The following is a 16,258-nucleotide window of genomic DNA, read 5'->3' as shown; positions in this document are numbered from 1 at the left end:
CAAGGAGGAGTAAACCTATGGAGTGTAAAAGGGATAAAAACCTTAAAAACTGTAACTGCACTTATGAACCTTGTCCTAAAAAGGGGATTTGCTGCGAATGTCTGCATTATCATAGAAAAATGAGACAACTACCTGCGTGCTTTTTCCCACCAGAATATGAAAAAACTTATAACAGGAGCTTCGAACTTTTTGCCAAGTTGGTAACGGAGGGAAAAATATAAGATATGGAAAGCAAAGTGTTAGCAGAAGAGATTTTAACTTTGCTTGAAGATAAAAAAGCAGAGGACATACTGCTTATTGATGTAAGAGATAAGGTAGACTATGCCGACTATTTTATCATATGCAGTGCCCATTCTACTAAACATACTCAAGGGCTATCTGAACATTTGATGTTCGAATTGGAAAAGATAGGGATTAAGCCCTTAGGAATAGAAGGTTTTGAACTTGGGCAATGGATAGTCCTTGATTATGATTCTGTGATCGTACATCTTTTCTATGAACCTATACGTCAGATGTATGCGCTGGAGGAACTTTGGTTAGACTTTCCTCCTCCGCGAAAGCAGGCTCAACCTCAAAAAGAGGTTTTTCAAGAGACCCAAGAGGAGTAAAAAGTTTTTCTTCGATTTTATTTAAGAGTAGGTCAAGGTTTTCTCCTTTTTTGGCTGAAATAGGAATGGCTTGATAACGACTGGAAAGTAGTTTTATAGCCTGCAGTTCTGAGGGGGATAAAAGGTCTATTTTATTAAAAACCATCAGCATAGGATAATGCAAAAGCCCCATTTCTTCTAAAATTTGATTTACTGCTTCTATCTGGGTTTCAAATTCTGGATGGCTTATATCTACGATGTGAAGAAGTAGGTCTGCCGAATAAAGTTCTTCTAAGGTAGCTTTAAAGGCCTTTTTTAATTCTTCTGGAAGGTTTCTTATAAAACCTACGGTATCTGTAATAAGAAATACCCTATTGTTTGGGGTTCTAATAGCCTTGGTTACAGGGTCAAGGGTTGCAAAAAGTTTATCCTCTGCTAAGTATTGGCTTTTAGCCAAAGTGTTAAACAAAGTGGTTTTACCTGCGTTAGTATAACCTATCAAAGCAACCGTTTTAAATTCTAACTTTTTTCTACGTTTTCTTCTCAGGTCTCTTTCTTGAGAGATTTGTTCTAACTCTCTTTCCAGCTTAGCGATACGGTCTTTTATCCTTCTTCTGTCTATTTCTAGCTTGGTTTCTCCGGGTCCTCTTCCTCCTATACCTCCGGTAAGCCTGGAGAAGGCATCGTCTTTAGCCCTAAGCCTGGGAAGGGTATATTTTAACTGGGCGATTTCAACCTGAATTTTTCCTTCTTTAGACTTAGCACGTTGGGCAAAGATGTCTAAAATAAGCTGGGTACGGTCTATAACCCTTAAGTCTGTATTTTCAGTAAGGGCTCTTACTTGAGATGGGGTAAGCTCGCGATCAAATATTAAAAGATTAGCCCGGGTCCTTAAGGCAAGCACCATCACCTCAAGCAGTTTTCCTTTACCTATTACATACCTTGGGTCTGGACTTGTCTTTTTCTGAACCACCTCCCCTACTACGGTTACCCCTGCAGTCCTTGCCAATTCCTTTAACTCAAAAATCCTTTCCTCTAAATAAGGTTCGTTAGACTCTTTTAAGAAAATGAGAATAGCCCTATCCTTTTGCTCGTCTACTTCTTTAAGGGGTTTTATCCTTTCAAGCTCATCCTCTAAGTTTTTAATAAGTTCTAAAAAGTTTTCTCTTAATTCCCAGACATAACAGGGCTTTAAAAAATAAAAAAACTGGTTTTCTTTTTCTGAAAAAGGACCTCCTGTAAAAAACTCTGGGTCAGGGATAATGTGGGCTATGTGAATTTTACCAGGCTCTCCGTTGGGGTTCACCTCTAAGGCACCAACCAAATCAAGCCTTAAAAGAGCAAGGTCTATCAGGTCGTCTTGGTCGAGTTCAGATTGATTAGATTTAGAAGTTAAAAGATGAGTATGGATAAAACGTAATCCTTTTAATCTGGCGATATGGTCACGATACCCTCTAAGCTCAGGTATTTCAATACGGTTAAAGGTACCTACTACTACGTAGTCTATTTCTCCTTTTCGGTTGATAAGCAAGCCTACTTGACGGTTTATCTCTGCTGATATCCGTGCAAGTTCTCTTGCCAGTTCATGAGAAATGATAGAAGCAGGAGGCACCCTTCTTCTATATAATCTCTCTAAGTTTTTTAATTCACTTGGTTTTAACCCTACCGTATTTCCAAAAACGTTATGTCCCATACCCCTCTATTTAATTTTAATTTTATTTTAATTTTAATACAAACTTATTTTCTTTAAAGGTTTAGGCTTTTTAATTCTTAATATTCCTCCTTTATTATCTTAAGCCGCCGGGCTAAAGGTTCTTCTAAGAAATTTTCTACTACCTTGATATTATTATAAAAATGGTTAAAATGTTTGCATACAAACTTACAGAGTAAAGATTAAATGATAGTAGTTACGGTAAAATGTTTTAAATGCAGGCGCACCTTTGATAAGGTGTTTCCTGATAATGAAATCTCGTTCATGTCAAAAACGATAACCTGTCCTTTTTGTCGCTCCCTAAACACTCAAAAGGTAATGGTAAGGCAAGTTCCTGATGAAAAAGAAACTAAATGCGACTTTATAATCGAATGTCTCAAAAAAGGCTGATAGGTCTTTTCATCCTGCTTTGAAAGCAGGACGAAAAATTTTTTAGCTTATTTTCTTTTAATTTTATAAAATTAAATTATAATCTTTTTTCATGCTATTCTTAATTATCGCTTTTTTGACATCCTTTTTTACTTGCTTTTTTCTCATTAAGAAGGCTAACGAAGCTTTTATTGACAATCAAGTAGGGGTCCAAAAGTTTCATCAGTGGAATGCTGTAAGGGTTGGTGGATTATCTATAATCTTTTCCTTGATAACCGTCAGCATAGCGTTTACTCTGGATCAAAAAGACTTTGCAAAATTACATATTCTTTTGGTTGTATCTTCTATCCCCGTTTTTTTAGGAGGATTTATTGAGGACTTAACCAAAAAGGTTGGTCCTAAAATTAGGCTTCTTTGTGGTATGTTTTCTGGATTTTTGGTTTATCTTTTTTTAGGAGAGACCCTTACCCGGGTTGACCTTCCGGGATTTGATTATTTACTTGCAAGTTATCTCCTTTTTTCTGTCCTTTTCACCGCTTTCGCCCTTGCAGGGGTTGCCAACGCCATAAACATCATTGATGGGTTTAACGGTCTTGCAAGCGGAGTTTCTATTATGGTTTTTCTATCTTATGCTTATGTATCCTTCTTAGTAGGAGATATGTTTCTTGTCTATACAAGCTTAACCATAGCCTCTGCCATCTTTGGTTTTTTCTTCTGGAATTTTCCTTTTGGGTATATCTTTTTAGGAGACGGAGGAGCATACCTTTTAGGTTTCTTGGCAGGTCTTACAGGAGTCCTACTTGTTGAAAGACACCAAGAAGTTTCAGCCTGGTTTCCTCTTTTACTTTTAATTTATCCAATTTATGAAACTTTATTTTCAATTGTAAGAAGAAAATTTTTAAGGTCCTCCTCTCCTTTTGAGCCAGATGCAGTACATCTTCATACGATAATTTACAGAAGAGTAATAAAATTAACTGTTGGGAATAAACTTCCCAACTTTTTACTAAATTCTCTTACTTCACCTTATTTATGGTTTATGCAACTTCTTTGCACGATCCCTGCAGTACTTTTCTGGAGCAAAACTTACGTTTTGATGATTTTTAGCTTAGCTTTTATTGTTTTTTACACCTGGCTTTACTTTAGAATAGTGAATTTTAAAACCCCTAAAATAATGATACATTTATTAAAAAAGTTTAAAGAAAATACATAATCCTTATTCGACAGAAATTATCAACTCTTCCTTTTAATCGCTTATGTTTATTCCTAAAATCTTGGTCTTTTAGTAGGAAAGTAGCTTAAATCAACCGAGGGTAAGAGATAGAATTTTATTTGCAGAAGATTTAAAAAGAAAGGTAAAGCTGAGAGGTTATTATACTTGATCTTTAAAGAAATAGACGAGAGACTTAACCAAGAAGATTAAAAGGATTTAATAGAGCTTAAATTGAGGACTACCATGCCCTTCCTAAAAATAATACTTACCTAATAAAAGAAGTATTAGAAATATTATAGCAGAAAGGGATGGTAGGTTACAAAAGTTAGGCCTAAATCTGATTAAAACTTTGCAGTTTAAAAAATTTTAACTTCTTTGATCAGTTCAAGATACTTACTTACAATAATCTTTACATCATACTTTTTTAAGACAAGATTCCTTCCTGCAGAACCCATAGCCTTTCTTTGGTCTAGCGGTAGCTCAGCCATCCTTTTCATAGCCTCGTAAAGACTTTCCCAATTTTTCGGTTCAACCAAAAAGCCATTAACCCCATCAATACACACTTCCCTGCACCCAACACTGTCCGTGGTGATTATGGGCTTTCCCATAGCCATAGCTTCCAACAAAACCCTTGGGATACCTTCTCTGTAAGAAGGCAAAACTACGCAATCTGCAAGGCAGTAAAAGGGCCTGACATCCTTTTGAAAGCCTATCCAATTAACCAAACCCTTATTTAACCACCGCTTTAACTCCTCCCTTTTGATAGATTGAGGATTTCCCTCATCCACATCACCGACTAAATAAAGTTCTACTTTTGAATTTTCAACCTTTAATTTTTCAAAAGCTTTCACGAGTTCCAAAAGTCCCTTATCTTTTAGGAATCTTCCAACAAAAAGGAAGATAAATTTTTCTTTTTTGTTTTCTTCGCAAAAAGAAGGAGAAAAGTAATCAGTATCCACGCCAGAGCTTTCTATTAGGTGTGCCTTTCTATCAGTTAAACTTTTTAGCTCTTCAGAGTCATCCCTATTTTGGAAAACTACAATTCTATTAAATCTAAAAGCTATTTTGTATAATAACTTTACTAAGTTTGTAAGCCATGTTTTACTTATGAACACAAACCCCAAACCAGTGACCACACTTATAGATGGAATGCCTAAAATACCACCCGCAATGGAGCTGTAGATGTTTGGCTTTATGGTAAAGTTTATTATCAAATGTGGTTTTAATCTTTTGTATAGTCTTAAATATTCAAAAAGAAGTAAAATATCTTTAAAAGGATTTTTACCTTTACGGTCAAGATTTTTTATTGGGTAAAACTCAAACTCTTTAGCCAAAAAAGATGCATACTCACTTTCGTTTGGAGATACCGCTATTACACGATATCCTCTAATTTTTAGTTCTCTCATTATATGAAGTCTAAAGTTATAAAGACTAAATGCCGTGTTAGAAGTAAATACTATGATTTTTTCCATCTTTTAAAAACCTCTGTAAGAAATACGCTATAACTTAAAGCAGAAAGAAACATAACGTAGCCGTATCTTTTTCTTACAATGGGACCTATGTTGGGTTCTGCTACTGTGTGAAACCATATAAAACCAAGAGAGATTAAAAGTATAATCCAAAGCCAAGGTTTCCCTCTATGCTTCCAAAGGGCAAAGGGCAAAAGTATCCAGGCTATGTAAAGATAAACAGATTCAAAGGGGGTTATGTATCTGGCAATAGTTCCACCCGTGGTAGAGCCCTTTGTAAACCAAAAACTTGGGAAAGGGGAAAACAATCCTACAACAAAAGCTCTTGGCGTATATTCCAAAAAGTCAGACACACTGTAAAACCTCATGTCCTCGTCTATACCTCCAGCGTGGCCCGCCAAATGCTTAGTCCATACCTCATTTCTCCAGTAAGCTAACTGGTAAAAAAGGTATTCCGCTTTATCTGGTATCCAAGGGTTCCAAAACCATTGCAGTTGTTGTGGTTGTTGTGCTGGTTGTTGTGCTGGTTGTTGTGCTGGTTGCTGTGCTGGTTGTTGTGTTGGTTGCAAATACCCGAAGAAAAGAAAAATTAAAAACGCTACAGATAAGGTTCTTAGGTATTGGAGTCCTTTTTCTTTGTTTTTTCTAAAAAGCTGAAAAACTATAATGATAAAAGCGACTAAGACTGTAAAACCGTGAAAATAATAGAATATTTTTAAAGAATACTCTCTACCAACGATTAAAAATGAAATAACACTTAAAGCTCCAAACAATATAGCCAACAAATTTTGAAATATATTTTTGGAAAATGCTAAGGCAATTGCAAGAAAAGTAGAGTAGATTCCCAAAATATAAAGACCATCCTTGTGAATTTGAGAAACCCAGGTAAGGGATGTAGGAAAAACTACAAATAAAGCGGAAAAAATCAGAGCATACTTTTTTGAAACTTCGAAGAGCGTAAGTAGATAAAAAAGTATTACTCCGGCACTGGCATGTAAAAATGCATTGTAAAACAACATAACCCAAGGTTTGTGTATACCAGTCAAGGCGTAAAACAGGGCAGTTATCCCTATCATAGATTGATAATGAGGGGGGGCTTTAAACTCCAAACAGACCATCCTTCAAGCTCTATTTTCTTTGCCAATTCTACCGCTTCTGAATGAAAGAGTATCCAATCTCCACCAACCATCAGACCATCCTTCCAATGGGCATAAGGAAAAAGCACGGGTAAAACAAAGAATTGAACTAAAAAGCCAACAAATATAGAGTAAAGATAAAACACTATCCATAATATCAAAAAATCAATAGACTTTAGCTTACCCTCCATATCAAAGCCTCCAGTATACAAAACCCATTTTTTTGGCCTCTTCCCTATCAAACACTCCTTTCACATCAAAAAGTATGGGAGGATCGTTGCAAAGCTTTCTTAGAGTTTCTAAATTAAACTTTTCTAAAAATATTTTATGTCTAACTACAAACAGTATGGCATCGTATGGTTTATGAAGCAAAAAGTCTTCTTCAAGGTCCACTCCATACTCTTCCTTCACCTCCTCTTTGTTAGTTACCGGATCGTATAGGATCGTGTTTACTTGAAAATCCTTAAGCTCCTTTAAAATTTCAAACACTTTACTGTTTCTTACATCTGGCACATTCTCCTTAAAGGAAGCTCCAAGCACTAAGACTTTGGCATCCTTTACTTTTTTTCCAGTTTTAATAAGATATTTTACAAGCTCGTGGGCTATATAGATTGGTATAAATTCATTTATTCTTCTTCCTGCCAGTATGAGCTCTGGCACATAGCCAACTTCTAAGGATTTGTGAGCAAGATAGTATGGATCTACTGGTATGCAATGACCCCCCACCAATCCAGGTTCAAACTTCAAAAAGTTCCATTTTGTTCCAGCTGCCTTTAGCACCTCTTTTGTGTCAAGCCCAAGCCGGTGAAATATAAGGGCAAGCTCGTTTATCAAGGCTATGTTTATGTCCCTTTGAATATTTTCTATAACCTTTGCCGCTTCTGCGGTTCTTATATCTGGGGCTTTATAAACGCCAGCCTTAATTATCTTTCCGTAGACCTCGGCTATAAGCTCAAGGGTTTCGGGAGTATCCCCCGCTACCACTTTTACGATTTTTTCTAATGTATGCTCTTTGTCTCCGGGATTGACCCTCTCAGGAGAGTATCCTACAAAAAAATCTTTCTTCCACTTAAGACCGCTTTCTTTTTCCAGTATTGGCACACACACCTCCTCTGTAGCTCCGGGATAAACAGTGGACTCGTATACCACCACACTACCAGGCTTCATATGCCTACCCACGGTCTCTGAAGCAGACCTGAGAAAAGAAAGGTCTGGATTTTTTAGCTTATCCACAGGTGTAGGTACAGCCACGATAATGAAATTGCACTCTCCAATGCGCGATGGGTCGCTTGTAAATTCTATGTTTTCCTGAGTTAAATCCTCTGCATCTTCCACTTCACCCGTTCTATCCACACCGCTTAAAAGCTCCTCTACCCTCTTTTTGTTTACGTCAAAACCAATTACTCTAAAATGTCTTGCTAAGCTTACAGCCAAAGGAAGCCCCACATACCCAAGCCCTACTACGCAGATTTTTAAATTTTCAACCATACAAAACCTCCATCCACTGATGTATAACCCTCTCAATCCTAAAATCTTCTGCTCTTTTTTTACTTTTCGTGGAATATTCCATCCTTAAACTCTCATCCCTAAGCATTCTATCAAGTTCCTCCACCCACATCCTTTCCTTTTCTTCCAACGGCTCCTTTGCTGATTTAAATTTTACATCAAAAACAGGCATAAGCACACCATACTCTGCAAACTCCGGCTTTTCAGTCTGATACTCCACATCAGTGTTGGGTGCCAGTATCTCCCTCGGACCACTTCTGCAATCAGAAGAAACAACTGGTACACCACAAGCCATGGCTTCAACTAAAGCGTTAGGAAATCCTTCCCAAAGGGATGGAAAGACAAAAAGCTTTGACCTTGCAATAAACTTAAAAGGGTTTTTTTGGAAGCCAAGAAAATAAACGTCAAAATCTTCAGAAAAGCTGTCTCTGTCCCAAACAAAGGTCCTTAGTCCAAGCTCTTCCGAAAGCGTTACTAAGTATTCCTTTAGCTCGCCTTCTCCAAGTATGACAAGCTTCAGATCTTTCTTGGTTTCTTTTAACTGCCTAAAAACTCTTAAAAGATACCACTGACCTTTCGGTTTGGTTAGTCTGCCAGCGGTGATGATTACAGGACCTTCAAATACACTTTCCCACTCCCTTAAATCTTCCTTTGCTAACTCCTCTATGTTTTCTATTGGATAAGGATTGTAAATAACTTTTATTTTCCCTTCTTCTATACCAAGTGATATCAAGCTTTTTTTAACTCCTTCACTTACGGCGATTAAAAGGTCTGCTCTTGGATAAAATAGTTTAACAAGCAGTTTATTAAACTTTCTAAATCCTACATGTCCTTTAACTTGATCCGTACGAACGGAAATTACCGTTTTGTGTTTTTTGTATAGCTTAGCAAAGACATTTACAAAATTTGCCCTTTCTAAAAAGGATATTACCACGGAATTTTCTCCTATGTTTTTTGCTAATCTATAGGCATATACAGGGATAAAAAAAGTCTTAAGTAAAGGATTTGTGTTCTTTAAATGGGAGCTTAGAAGTGTAGGTTCTTCTTCAATTTGATAGGCGATATCTTTTTCTAAAAGGAATAATTTCTCTGGCTTTAAATAATGCAGAAGTCTAACAAGAACCTTCTCTGCCCCACCCCCAGCTAAGGAATTAATAAGAAAGAAAATATTTCTATTGGGACTTTTCATTTCATCACGCGCTTGATAATTTTAAACCAGTTCTTCTTATTATCGTCAAACCAAAAGTTGTGGTTAATAAACCTTTCTAAAGCAGTCCAACTTCTGTTTTTTAATTCAACTTGGAAGAAATTTACAAACTGTTCTCTGCTACTTTGAAGCCAAAGCTCCAATTTATTAAAATCATCTTTTGACATAGTATTGGGATGTAAGCAGATGGTCCATACACCGAATGGAAATCTTATAAATTTCCACAGCTGTTGTGGAACAAAGAAGAAATTATTATACTTAAATGGATAAAAAGCAAAACAATCTGAAACAATTCTTATTTCTGTAACTTTTTCCAAAGTTTTTAAAGTATTTAAATCAAAAGTATGTGCTGGCGCCACCCATACATCTGGCTTAATGCCCTGACTCAGGAAAATCTTCCAAGCCTTCTCAATTTTTTCCTTTTGAACTTCATAGGGCAAGCCTGCAAACTCAGTTCTGTTATGTATGGGAATTAAAGACTTTTTCTTGTCTTTCAATTCGACGTAGACATGCTGATACCCATGCATGCCAATAGTCCATCCTTTACTTTTCCATCTTTTTACAATCTGCCAAAAGTCTTTTACAGGTTCGTTAAAGTGTAAGCTCTCATCTTTACAGTAAGGAATAACTGCTACAAGAGGTTTAAGATTATGTTTATCCAAGTATTGCTCTATTAGGTTCCACTTCTCTATGTCCATAGTTGGACAAGCATCATCAAGCCTGATTAAGTATTTAGCGCTCATAATCTACTCTCCATAGAAAGAAATCTCTATATCCTTCTCCATCGTCAAATATCTCTAAGAGCGTAATGCGCTCATCGTAACTTTCCAAATTATGAGAGTAAGTTTTATTTTCGTATGGATAGCTTTCTTTGTAATTATCAGTAAGTATATATTTAACTTTCTTTTTATCAATTATTGACCTTATGTAGTTTCTTAAATCATCTTGCGAAATGCCATGGATTACATTTACGGTAAGTAGGCAATCTATTCTATTAAATGGCAAAGAAAGAATTGTAGAAAAATCACCAACTATATACTCTGCTTCAGGGTTAATAATTTTAGCTAACTTAATCAAATCGCTGTTAATATCTATGCCTATTTTAGTGCTTGCATTAACTCTCCTTATAATCTCTCCTGTGCCACACCCAACTTCAACTACTATTTCTGGTTTAAGTGAGTTTACAATATTGACAACTATTCGTTTGTAATATCTGCAAAAGAAATTATTGTATATGTGCCATGGATCAATATCTATACCTATATTTTCTACTAATCTCTTTATCTTATGTCTATGATACAAACATTTAAAAGCTCCAAAAGGACCTAATTTCATCAATCTTTTAATTTTTCCTTTAATAAAAATCAAATCCATTTTTCCCTCCACAATTCAAACACGAACAAAAGCCAAAGCTTGTTGTGATTTACTCCTCTATCCATAAGATAATCGTCAAGTAGTCTTTTTACTGCTACAAAATCAAAAATACCCGCAGACCTTATCCTGTGTTCGCTTAGATATTCTATGTATAGCTCCTTCAAATCTCTTTTAAACCATTCATACATTGGCACTCCAAAACCTTGCTTTGTCCTATCCAAAAGCTCCCTTGGAACGTATTTATACAAAACCTTTCTAAGGATGTATTTACTGACTCCGTTTTTGTATTTGAATTCCGATGGCAATTGACAGGTCCATTCTAAGATCCTGTGGTCCAAAAAAGGCTCTCTTCCTTCCAAAGCAACAGCCATGGTTGCTCTATCCACCTTTACCAGTATATCATCTGGCAGGTAAGTTTTTAGGTCTGTTAACATCATTGAGCTCAAAAGGTCAAGTTTTGGCTCTTTGCTCCAGTCTGTTAATCTTCTGTAAGAATTAAGCCCAAGCTCTCTGAGGTCCTCCTCTAAAAAGTAGCTTACCGCAAAGTTATACATCTCCATGCTATCCTTAACTTTTAGGATATTTCTGAGCTTTATAAACTTGTCCCTAAAATTTGTGTATTTAGGCAGTATTGGTTTTAAAGTATTGTAGATCTTTTGAGCAAAATCTGGATGGATAACATCAAGAAACTTAGATATTAAACCTGAAAAAGGGAGTTTTGAAAGTTTCTTTATTCTGCCTGAAATTAGCCAATAACTTGAATATCCGCAAAACTGCTCATCTCCTCCGTCTGCGGAAAGAGAAACTTTTACCTGGGACCTTGCAAGTTTAGAAACAAGGTAGGTTGGTATGGCTGAAGAATCTCCAAAAGGTTCATCGTATATTTCAGGAAGCTTGGGAATAATCTCAAAGGCTTCTTTTGGAGTGCAGTAAAGCTCTGTGTGTTCTGTTCCAAGATACTTTGCAATCTTCTTTGCGTATTCTGCCTCGTTGTATTCCTTCTCGTAAAATCCTATGGTGAATGTCTTTAGCCTTATTCCTTCCTTTGCCAAAAGGGCACAAACGGTAGAGGAGTCTATGCCACCGCTGAGAAACATTCCCACTGGCACATCAGACACAAGCCTAAGCTTAAAGCTCTCCATAAGAATGTCTTCAAGCTCTTGGGCAAGTTCATCTTCTCCCTTCTTTAGCCAAATATCTTTTTTAGATTTCCCCTCTTCAAAAAAAGTTTCAATGCGCCAGAAAGGAAACTCTTCTATCTCTCCATTTGGTTTTACGATCAAAAAATGGGCAGGTTTTAGTTTGAAGGTATTTTTAAATATAGTGTATGGTGCAGGAATGTAGCCATACTGTAAATAAAGCGACAGACCTATAGGGTCTATCTCCTTTTCAAACTTTGGGTGTTTATGAAATGCCTTAAGCTCAGAGGCAAACATAAACAGGCCATTTTTGTAATAGTAAAAAAGAGGCTTAACACCAACCCTGTCTCTACAAAGAATAAGCTCTTTCTTTTCTTTGTCCCACAGGGCAAAAGCAAACATTCCTCTAAACTTTTGAACCGCTTGCATACCCCATCTGTGAAAAGCCTTCAAGATTACTTCAGTATCTGAACTTGAGAAAAACTTGTAACCTTCTCCTTCAAGCTCTTGCCTTATTTCCCTGAAGTTATACACCTCTCCATTGTATGTAATCACCAGATTTTCAAACTCCATAGGTTGGCGTCCAAGAGGGCTAAGGTCCAAAATGGAAAGTCTCCTGTGTCCAAAGGCTAAAGGTATGTCTTTATCTAAATAAACACCTGCATCGTCTGGACCACCGTGAGTGAGCGTATCTCGCATATTTAGAATGATTTTATCCATTAGATAATCTTGCTTATAGTTAAGGTCTAAGAAGCCAACTATGCGACACATTTACGGTATTTCAAACACCTTCTATCAATCTTTTCCATTCTTCCACAATTTTCTCCAAGCTGAAATCTTCAGCTCTTTGTTTCCCCTTGATTGAATAAGCTTTTCTAAGCTCCTCATCCTTTATCAGCTTTTCTAAAATTTCCACCCACATCCTTTCCTTTTCTTCCAACGGCTCCTTTGCTGATTTAAATTTTACATCAAAAACAGGCATAAGCACACCATACTCTGCAAACTCTGGCTTTTCAGTCTGATACTCCACATCAGTGTTGGGTGCCAGTATCTCCCTTGGACCACTCCTACAATCAGAAGAAACAACAGGCACACCACAAGCCATGGCTTCAACCAAAGCGTTAGGAAAACCCTCCCAAAGTGATGGAAAGACAAAAAGCTTTGACCTTGCAATAAACTTAAAAGGGTTTTTTTGGAAGCCAAGAAAATAAACGTCAAAATCTTCAGAAAAGCTGTCTCTGTCCCAAACAAAGGTCCTCAGTCCAAGCTCTTCCGAAAGCGTTACTAAGTATTCCTTTAGCTCGCCTTCTCCAAGTATGACAAGCTTCAGATCTTTGTAGGTTTCTTTTAACTGCCTAAAAACTCTTAAGAGATACCACTGACCTTTCTGTTTGGTTAGTCTGCCAGCGGTGATGATTACTGGACCTTCAAATACCCTTTCCCACCACCCTAAATCCTCCTTTGCTAACTCCTCTATGTTTTCTATTGGATAAGGATTGTAAATAACTACCACTTTTTCTGAGTTCATCCCAAAACTTCTTACCGCATCCAAAGCTACATCTTTTGATACTGCAACTATGTAATCTGCTTTGTTGTAGAAAATTTTAAAAACAAGCTTGTAGACAAAAAATAAGATTTTTCTTGTTATGTTGTCCCCAAAAAAAGGATCTTCTTTAAAGGTGGTTGTATAGTTTGAGTGTAGGGATAATATTACTTTTTGGTTTTTGAGTTTAGTTATGGCGTTGTAAAAGTTGGCAGGCTCAAGCAGGCTCACTACTGCATATGGTTTTATTTCCTTTTTTAGCTTTCTTATTTTGTAGTATCTAATGGGAAGATTGATAAGTTTTTTGACAAGATTTTTTGATGCTAGACTATTTAGAATTACTAATTCTCCATTTACATTATACTTAACAACATTTTCAAATAGAACTATGTAATTTTCGTAATCCCTAAGTCCATCTGTAAGATTTTTTAAAACTCTCTCTGCTCCTCCGCTCCATAAATGTGGTATTAAAAACATTAGCTTTCTCCTGACTTTTTAATCTTTAGCCTGAAAATAAAGATGACTTCCATTCCCTTTATTCCCTTTAAGCTTTCCCAAGTATAAGAGAGCAAAAGGTAAAAGAGCCAAATTTCTTCCAAGCTTTAATGCCTTCAATACTGTAGCACGTACCTTTTGAGATACTTTGTCCAAATCCTCCACCGCATACCCTCTTGCCCTTCTTTTGCTTCCAAGCACCATTACCTTAAGCTTATGCTTTAGGCCGTGTAAGTCGCCAAAGAACTTCCTTTCTACACAAAGAATCAAGTCCTTAAAAGTAAAATCCAGCCTTCTTACGCTTACCTCCGAAAACCCAGAAAGCTTTAAAACTTTTTCCAGAGAATACTTTGAAAAACGGAGAAAATGATGAGGTGGATAATCAACGTGAAAATACTTCCAATCAATATCTTTAGCAAAAGGCCTCTCCCTATTTGGCACAGTTCCAGCTATATAACCTCCTTCCTTTAAGAGCTCCCTGACCATTCTTAAAAACTCCCTCGGCTTATCCTGATGCTCAAGAACATCAAAGAAGGTTATAACGTCAAACTTAAGCCCTTCTTTCCTTGCGTACTCATAAAACTCTTCAAGATTCATGGCATAGATGGTGTTTGTGTTTAAGGCTTTCCTTGCCACTTCTACAGACTTTTTGTCAAAATCGATTCCCCACACTTCAAAACTCGCTTTCTTTGCATGTTTTAAAAACACACCATCGCCACATCCCACGTCAAGTAGCCTGCCTCTCACTTGTGATGGAAATAAATAAAAGAAAGGTTTGCACCGTTCAGGTAATTCTCTAATTCCTTCATGGAAAGTCACATAAACTTCAAATACTTCACTTTCATAAAACTCCGGGATAATCTTTAACGGCTCCCACCAATGAACATCGCAGTTTGGACACTCGTAGCGCTTGTATTCTTGGTTGTTGTAGGGAGATACATAAACCTCCCTGAAGCTATCTAAAGAAACTTTCTCCTCGCATATAGGACAAAAAATTTCAGTCCCCATCAGATCCCCTCTTTTTGCCTATAATATAGCACAAAATAACTTAATAAACAAATAAAAAAATATGCAGAAAAAGTTCCTAAGCATATTCCTTTTATCCCAAGGCGATACACAACGACAAAAAGGTAATTAAAAAAGGCATTGGCAAGGACACCAGCAACCGCTACGAAAAAAACCGGCTTTAGCCAGTTTAACACCTGAAAGGCACGGTACATGATAGGCCAAATAAACATAAAAGCAAGGCTTAAGGCATAATATCTGGTTGCTTCTGCTGTAAGTTCTACATCCGTCATGCTAAATCTTCCGTAGCCAAAGATGAATGAAACCGCTACTTTACCAAAAATAAAAATACCTAACGCAAAGGGAATACCTATCAAAAGGGAATACTTAATATAAAAGTTTATTTTTTCTATAGAGGCCTTTACTTCAGATAAAGCGGTTATTGCCATGTGCTCAAGCTTAACTACATTGCGAGGCACTGTTGCAACCATTAAACCATAAGTTAAGGCAGAAACCCCCTTCTCTCCTGTAAGAGAACCAAAAACTCTGTCAACAAGAATATAAAGATGAAAAACACCATATAAAGCAGAAAGATAGAAAAAGTGATTTAAAATTAGCATAACCCTTTCATCAACATAAAACTTTAAATGAATAAATTCCCTTGCTCTTGAAACCAAAAAAAGGGTTGCTAACCCTTGAGAAATCGAAAAAGAGATAGGAATCACTCTAAAATCGCGAAAAAAATAAAGACCTAAGGCCGTTAAAATAAAACTTGAAACCGAAAAAATTAGTTCTCCTAAAAAATACTCAGTAAACCTGCGAAGGCTTCTTAGGATTGCCCCAAAATGATGAAAAATAAAGTTTAAAAAAAGATATGGAAGAAGGAAAAAGTAGGAAACTTCTAAGTAGTCTTTAGCCTCTTTGCTAAAACCTATAGGAATTTGTTTTATAAGGGGAAAAAGCACTATTGAAAGGAGAGACAAAAAAGAAGCTAAAATTAGAGTAAAGGTAAGTAAAAGGGCTGATAACTTTTTAAAGGCTTCTTCTCCTTGGAGTCTTGCCTCAACTAAATTTGGGACTCCTATTGAGTCAAAGACATCAGCAAAGATAAGAAAAATCCCAAGCAGGGATAAAGCCATAAAAACCGCATCGGTTTGATAGCTAAAGCCAAGAAGGATAGCAATAGCTAAGTGCTTTAGATAACCTGCAAACCTTGCAAAAAGGTTTAAAAAAGAAGATCTTATTAAGGCATATCTTATACTCTCAGGTTTTGTGTTTAAGACAAAAATCTCTGATAAAATTTGTTTAATCTTAGATTTCAACGCAAATTACCTATCAACTTACTTATTTATTTTAGCTATTCATTATCTCATTTTTCTGCCTTCCTTTGGTTTTGTATCTTTGTCATTACCTCTATATCGCTTTCAACATAAAGTATAAAGTTTTCTCATAAAATCATTGCCTTAGGTCTCTAAGTCCACAATCTCAAGTGGAATAAAGCTCCTAT

The 16,258-nt window shown here is 36.5% G+C and carries 15 protein-coding genes; 3 read left to right on the top strand and 12 right to left on the bottom strand.

Annotated features, from left to right (window positions below; translation table 11 throughout):
* Positions 1-17 precede the first annotated feature (17 nt).
* Positions 18-221 carry a DUF6485 family protein gene (locus tag F1847_RS09345; protein WP_150071819.1) on the top strand — a complete coding sequence of 68 codons (204 nt, stop codon included), beginning with the start codon at positions 18-20 and terminating at the stop codon, positions 219-221.
* A 3-nt stretch (positions 222-224) separates the two neighbouring features.
* Positions 225-608, top strand: a complete 384-nt coding sequence (rsfS, locus tag F1847_RS04060) for a ribosome silencing factor (protein WP_150071818.1) — start codon at positions 225-227, stop codon at positions 606-608.
* Here rsfS and hflX read toward each other — a convergent pair.
* Positions 502-2,280, bottom strand: coding sequence for a GTPase HflX (gene hflX, locus F1847_RS04055; RefSeq protein WP_150071817.1), 1,779 nt, complete (start codon positions 2,278-2,280; stop codon positions 502-504). The two genes, rsfS and hflX, sit on opposite strands and share 107 nt — an antisense overlap.
* Positions 2,281-2,779: 499 nt before the next feature.
* Between hflX and F1847_RS04050 the strand changes: the two genes are divergently transcribed.
* The gene (locus F1847_RS04050) at positions 2,780-3,877 is read left to right on the top strand and encodes a glycosyltransferase (RefSeq protein ID WP_150071816.1); all 1,098 of its coding nucleotides are present in this window, start codon (positions 2,780-2,782) and stop codon (positions 3,875-3,877) included.
* A gap of 356 nt (positions 3,878-4,233) precedes the next feature.
* On the opposite strand, the gene F1847_RS04045 is transcribed toward F1847_RS04050, so the two are convergent.
* From F1847_RS04045 to F1847_RS03995, 11 genes are read right to left on the bottom strand one after another with little or no spacing between them, the layout of a single operon-like run.
* Positions 4,234-5,349 carry a glycosyltransferase family 4 protein gene (locus F1847_RS04045; protein WP_150071815.1) on the bottom strand — a complete coding sequence of 372 codons (1,116 nt, stop codon included), beginning with the start codon at positions 5,347-5,349 and terminating at the stop codon, positions 4,234-4,236.
* Complete coding sequence (locus F1847_RS04040) at positions 5,334-6,455, bottom strand: hypothetical protein (RefSeq protein ID WP_150071814.1); 1,122 nt, start codon at positions 6,453-6,455, stop codon at positions 5,334-5,336. The genes F1847_RS04045 and F1847_RS04040 overlap by 16 nt, the downstream gene beginning before the upstream one ends.
* A complete protein-coding gene (locus F1847_RS04035) occupies positions 6,419-6,673 on the bottom strand; it encodes a hypothetical protein (RefSeq protein ID WP_150071813.1) in 255 nt (84 codons plus the stop codon). The genes F1847_RS04040 and F1847_RS04035 overlap by 37 nt, the downstream gene beginning before the upstream one ends.
* A gap of 1 nt (position 6,674) precedes the next feature.
* Positions 6,675-7,970: a nucleotide sugar dehydrogenase gene (locus F1847_RS04030; RefSeq protein ID WP_150071812.1), complete on the bottom strand. Its 1,296-nt coding sequence runs from the start codon at positions 7,968-7,970 to the stop codon at positions 6,675-6,677.
* Positions 7,963-9,177 (bottom strand): glycosyltransferase, encoded by a 1,215-nt coding sequence (locus tag F1847_RS04025; protein WP_150071811.1) that lies wholly within the window; start codon positions 9,175-9,177, stop codon positions 7,963-7,965. Before F1847_RS04025 ends, F1847_RS04030 begins: the two co-directional genes overlap by 8 nt.
* Positions 9,174-9,938, bottom strand: a complete 765-nt coding sequence (locus F1847_RS04020; protein WP_150071810.1) for a DUF2334 domain-containing protein — start codon at positions 9,936-9,938, stop codon at positions 9,174-9,176. Before F1847_RS04020 ends, F1847_RS04025 begins: the two co-directional genes overlap by 4 nt.
* Positions 9,928-10,569: a class I SAM-dependent methyltransferase gene (locus F1847_RS04015; RefSeq protein ID WP_150071809.1), complete on the bottom strand. Its 642-nt coding sequence runs from the start codon at positions 10,567-10,569 to the stop codon at positions 9,928-9,930. The genes F1847_RS04020 and F1847_RS04015 overlap by 11 nt, the downstream gene beginning before the upstream one ends.
* A complete protein-coding gene (asnB, locus tag F1847_RS04010) occupies positions 10,560-12,479 on the bottom strand; it encodes an asparagine synthase (glutamine-hydrolyzing) (protein WP_150071808.1) in 1,920 nt (639 codons plus the stop codon). Before asnB ends, F1847_RS04015 begins: the two co-directional genes overlap by 10 nt.
* A 10-nt stretch (positions 12,480-12,489) precedes the next feature.
* Positions 12,490-13,728, bottom strand: a complete 1,239-nt coding sequence (locus F1847_RS04005) for a glycosyltransferase (protein WP_150071807.1) — start codon at positions 13,726-13,728, stop codon at positions 12,490-12,492.
* Between the two features lie 18 nt (positions 13,729-13,746).
* Entirely contained in the window at positions 13,747-14,754 is a 1,008-nt protein-coding gene (locus F1847_RS04000; RefSeq protein WP_150071806.1) for a bifunctional 2-polyprenyl-6-hydroxyphenol methylase/3-demethylubiquinol 3-O-methyltransferase UbiG, read from the bottom strand.
* Complete coding sequence (locus F1847_RS03995; protein WP_150071805.1) at positions 14,754-16,073, bottom strand: lipid II flippase MurJ; 1,320 nt, start codon at positions 16,071-16,073, stop codon at positions 14,754-14,756. The genes F1847_RS04000 and F1847_RS03995 overlap by 1 nt, the downstream gene beginning before the upstream one ends.
* Between the last annotated feature and the right edge of the window lie 185 nt (positions 16,074-16,258).

The organism is Thermodesulfobacterium sp. TA1, from assembly GCF_008630935.1.
In the GTDB taxonomy this organism is placed as follows: domain Bacteria; phylum Desulfobacterota; class Thermodesulfobacteria; order Thermodesulfobacteriales; family Thermodesulfobacteriaceae; genus Thermodesulfobacterium.
This window is presented reverse-complemented; position numbering and strand designations above follow the sequence as displayed.

Excerpts from the sequence above, each read along its gene's own strand:
- F1847_RS09345 (WP_150071819.1), top strand. The coding sequence starts at position 18 with ATGGAGTGTAAAAGGGATAAAAACCTTAAAAACTGTAACTGCACTTAT.
- rsfS (WP_150071818.1), top strand. The coding sequence starts at position 225 with ATGGAAAGCAAAGTGTTAGCAGAAGAGATTTTAACTTTGCTTGAAGAT.
- hflX (WP_150071817.1), bottom strand. The coding sequence starts at position 2,280 with ATGGGACATAACGTTTTTGGAAATACGGTAGGGTTAAAACCAAGTGAA.
- F1847_RS04050 (WP_150071816.1), top strand. The coding sequence starts at position 2,780 with ATGCTATTCTTAATTATCGCTTTTTTGACATCCTTTTTTACTTGCTTT.
- F1847_RS04045 (WP_150071815.1), bottom strand. The coding sequence starts at position 5,349 with ATGGAAAAAATCATAGTATTTACTTCTAACACGGCATTTAGTCTTTAT.
- F1847_RS04035 (WP_150071813.1), bottom strand. The coding sequence starts at position 6,673 with ATGGAGGGTAAGCTAAAGTCTATTGATTTTTTGATATTATGGATAGTG.
- F1847_RS04030 (WP_150071812.1), bottom strand. The coding sequence starts at position 7,970 with ATGGTTGAAAATTTAAAAATCTGCGTAGTAGGGCTTGGGTATGTGGGG.
- F1847_RS04025 (WP_150071811.1), bottom strand. The coding sequence starts at position 9,177 with ATGAAAAGTCCCAATAGAAATATTTTCTTTCTTATTAATTCCTTAGCT.
- F1847_RS04020 (WP_150071810.1), bottom strand. The coding sequence starts at position 9,938 with ATGAGCGCTAAATACTTAATCAGGCTTGATGATGCTTGTCCAACTATG.
- F1847_RS04015 (WP_150071809.1), bottom strand. The coding sequence starts at position 10,569 with ATGGATTTGATTTTTATTAAAGGAAAAATTAAAAGATTGATGAAATTA.
- asnB (WP_150071808.1), bottom strand. The coding sequence starts at position 12,479 with ATGTGTCGCATAGTTGGCTTCTTAGACCTTAACTATAAGCAAGATTAT.
- F1847_RS04005 (WP_150071807.1), bottom strand. The coding sequence starts at position 13,728 with ATGTTTTTAATACCACATTTATGGAGCGGAGGAGCAGAGAGAGTTTTA.
- F1847_RS04000 (WP_150071806.1), bottom strand. The coding sequence starts at position 14,754 with ATGGGGACTGAAATTTTTTGTCCTATATGCGAGGAGAAAGTTTCTTTA.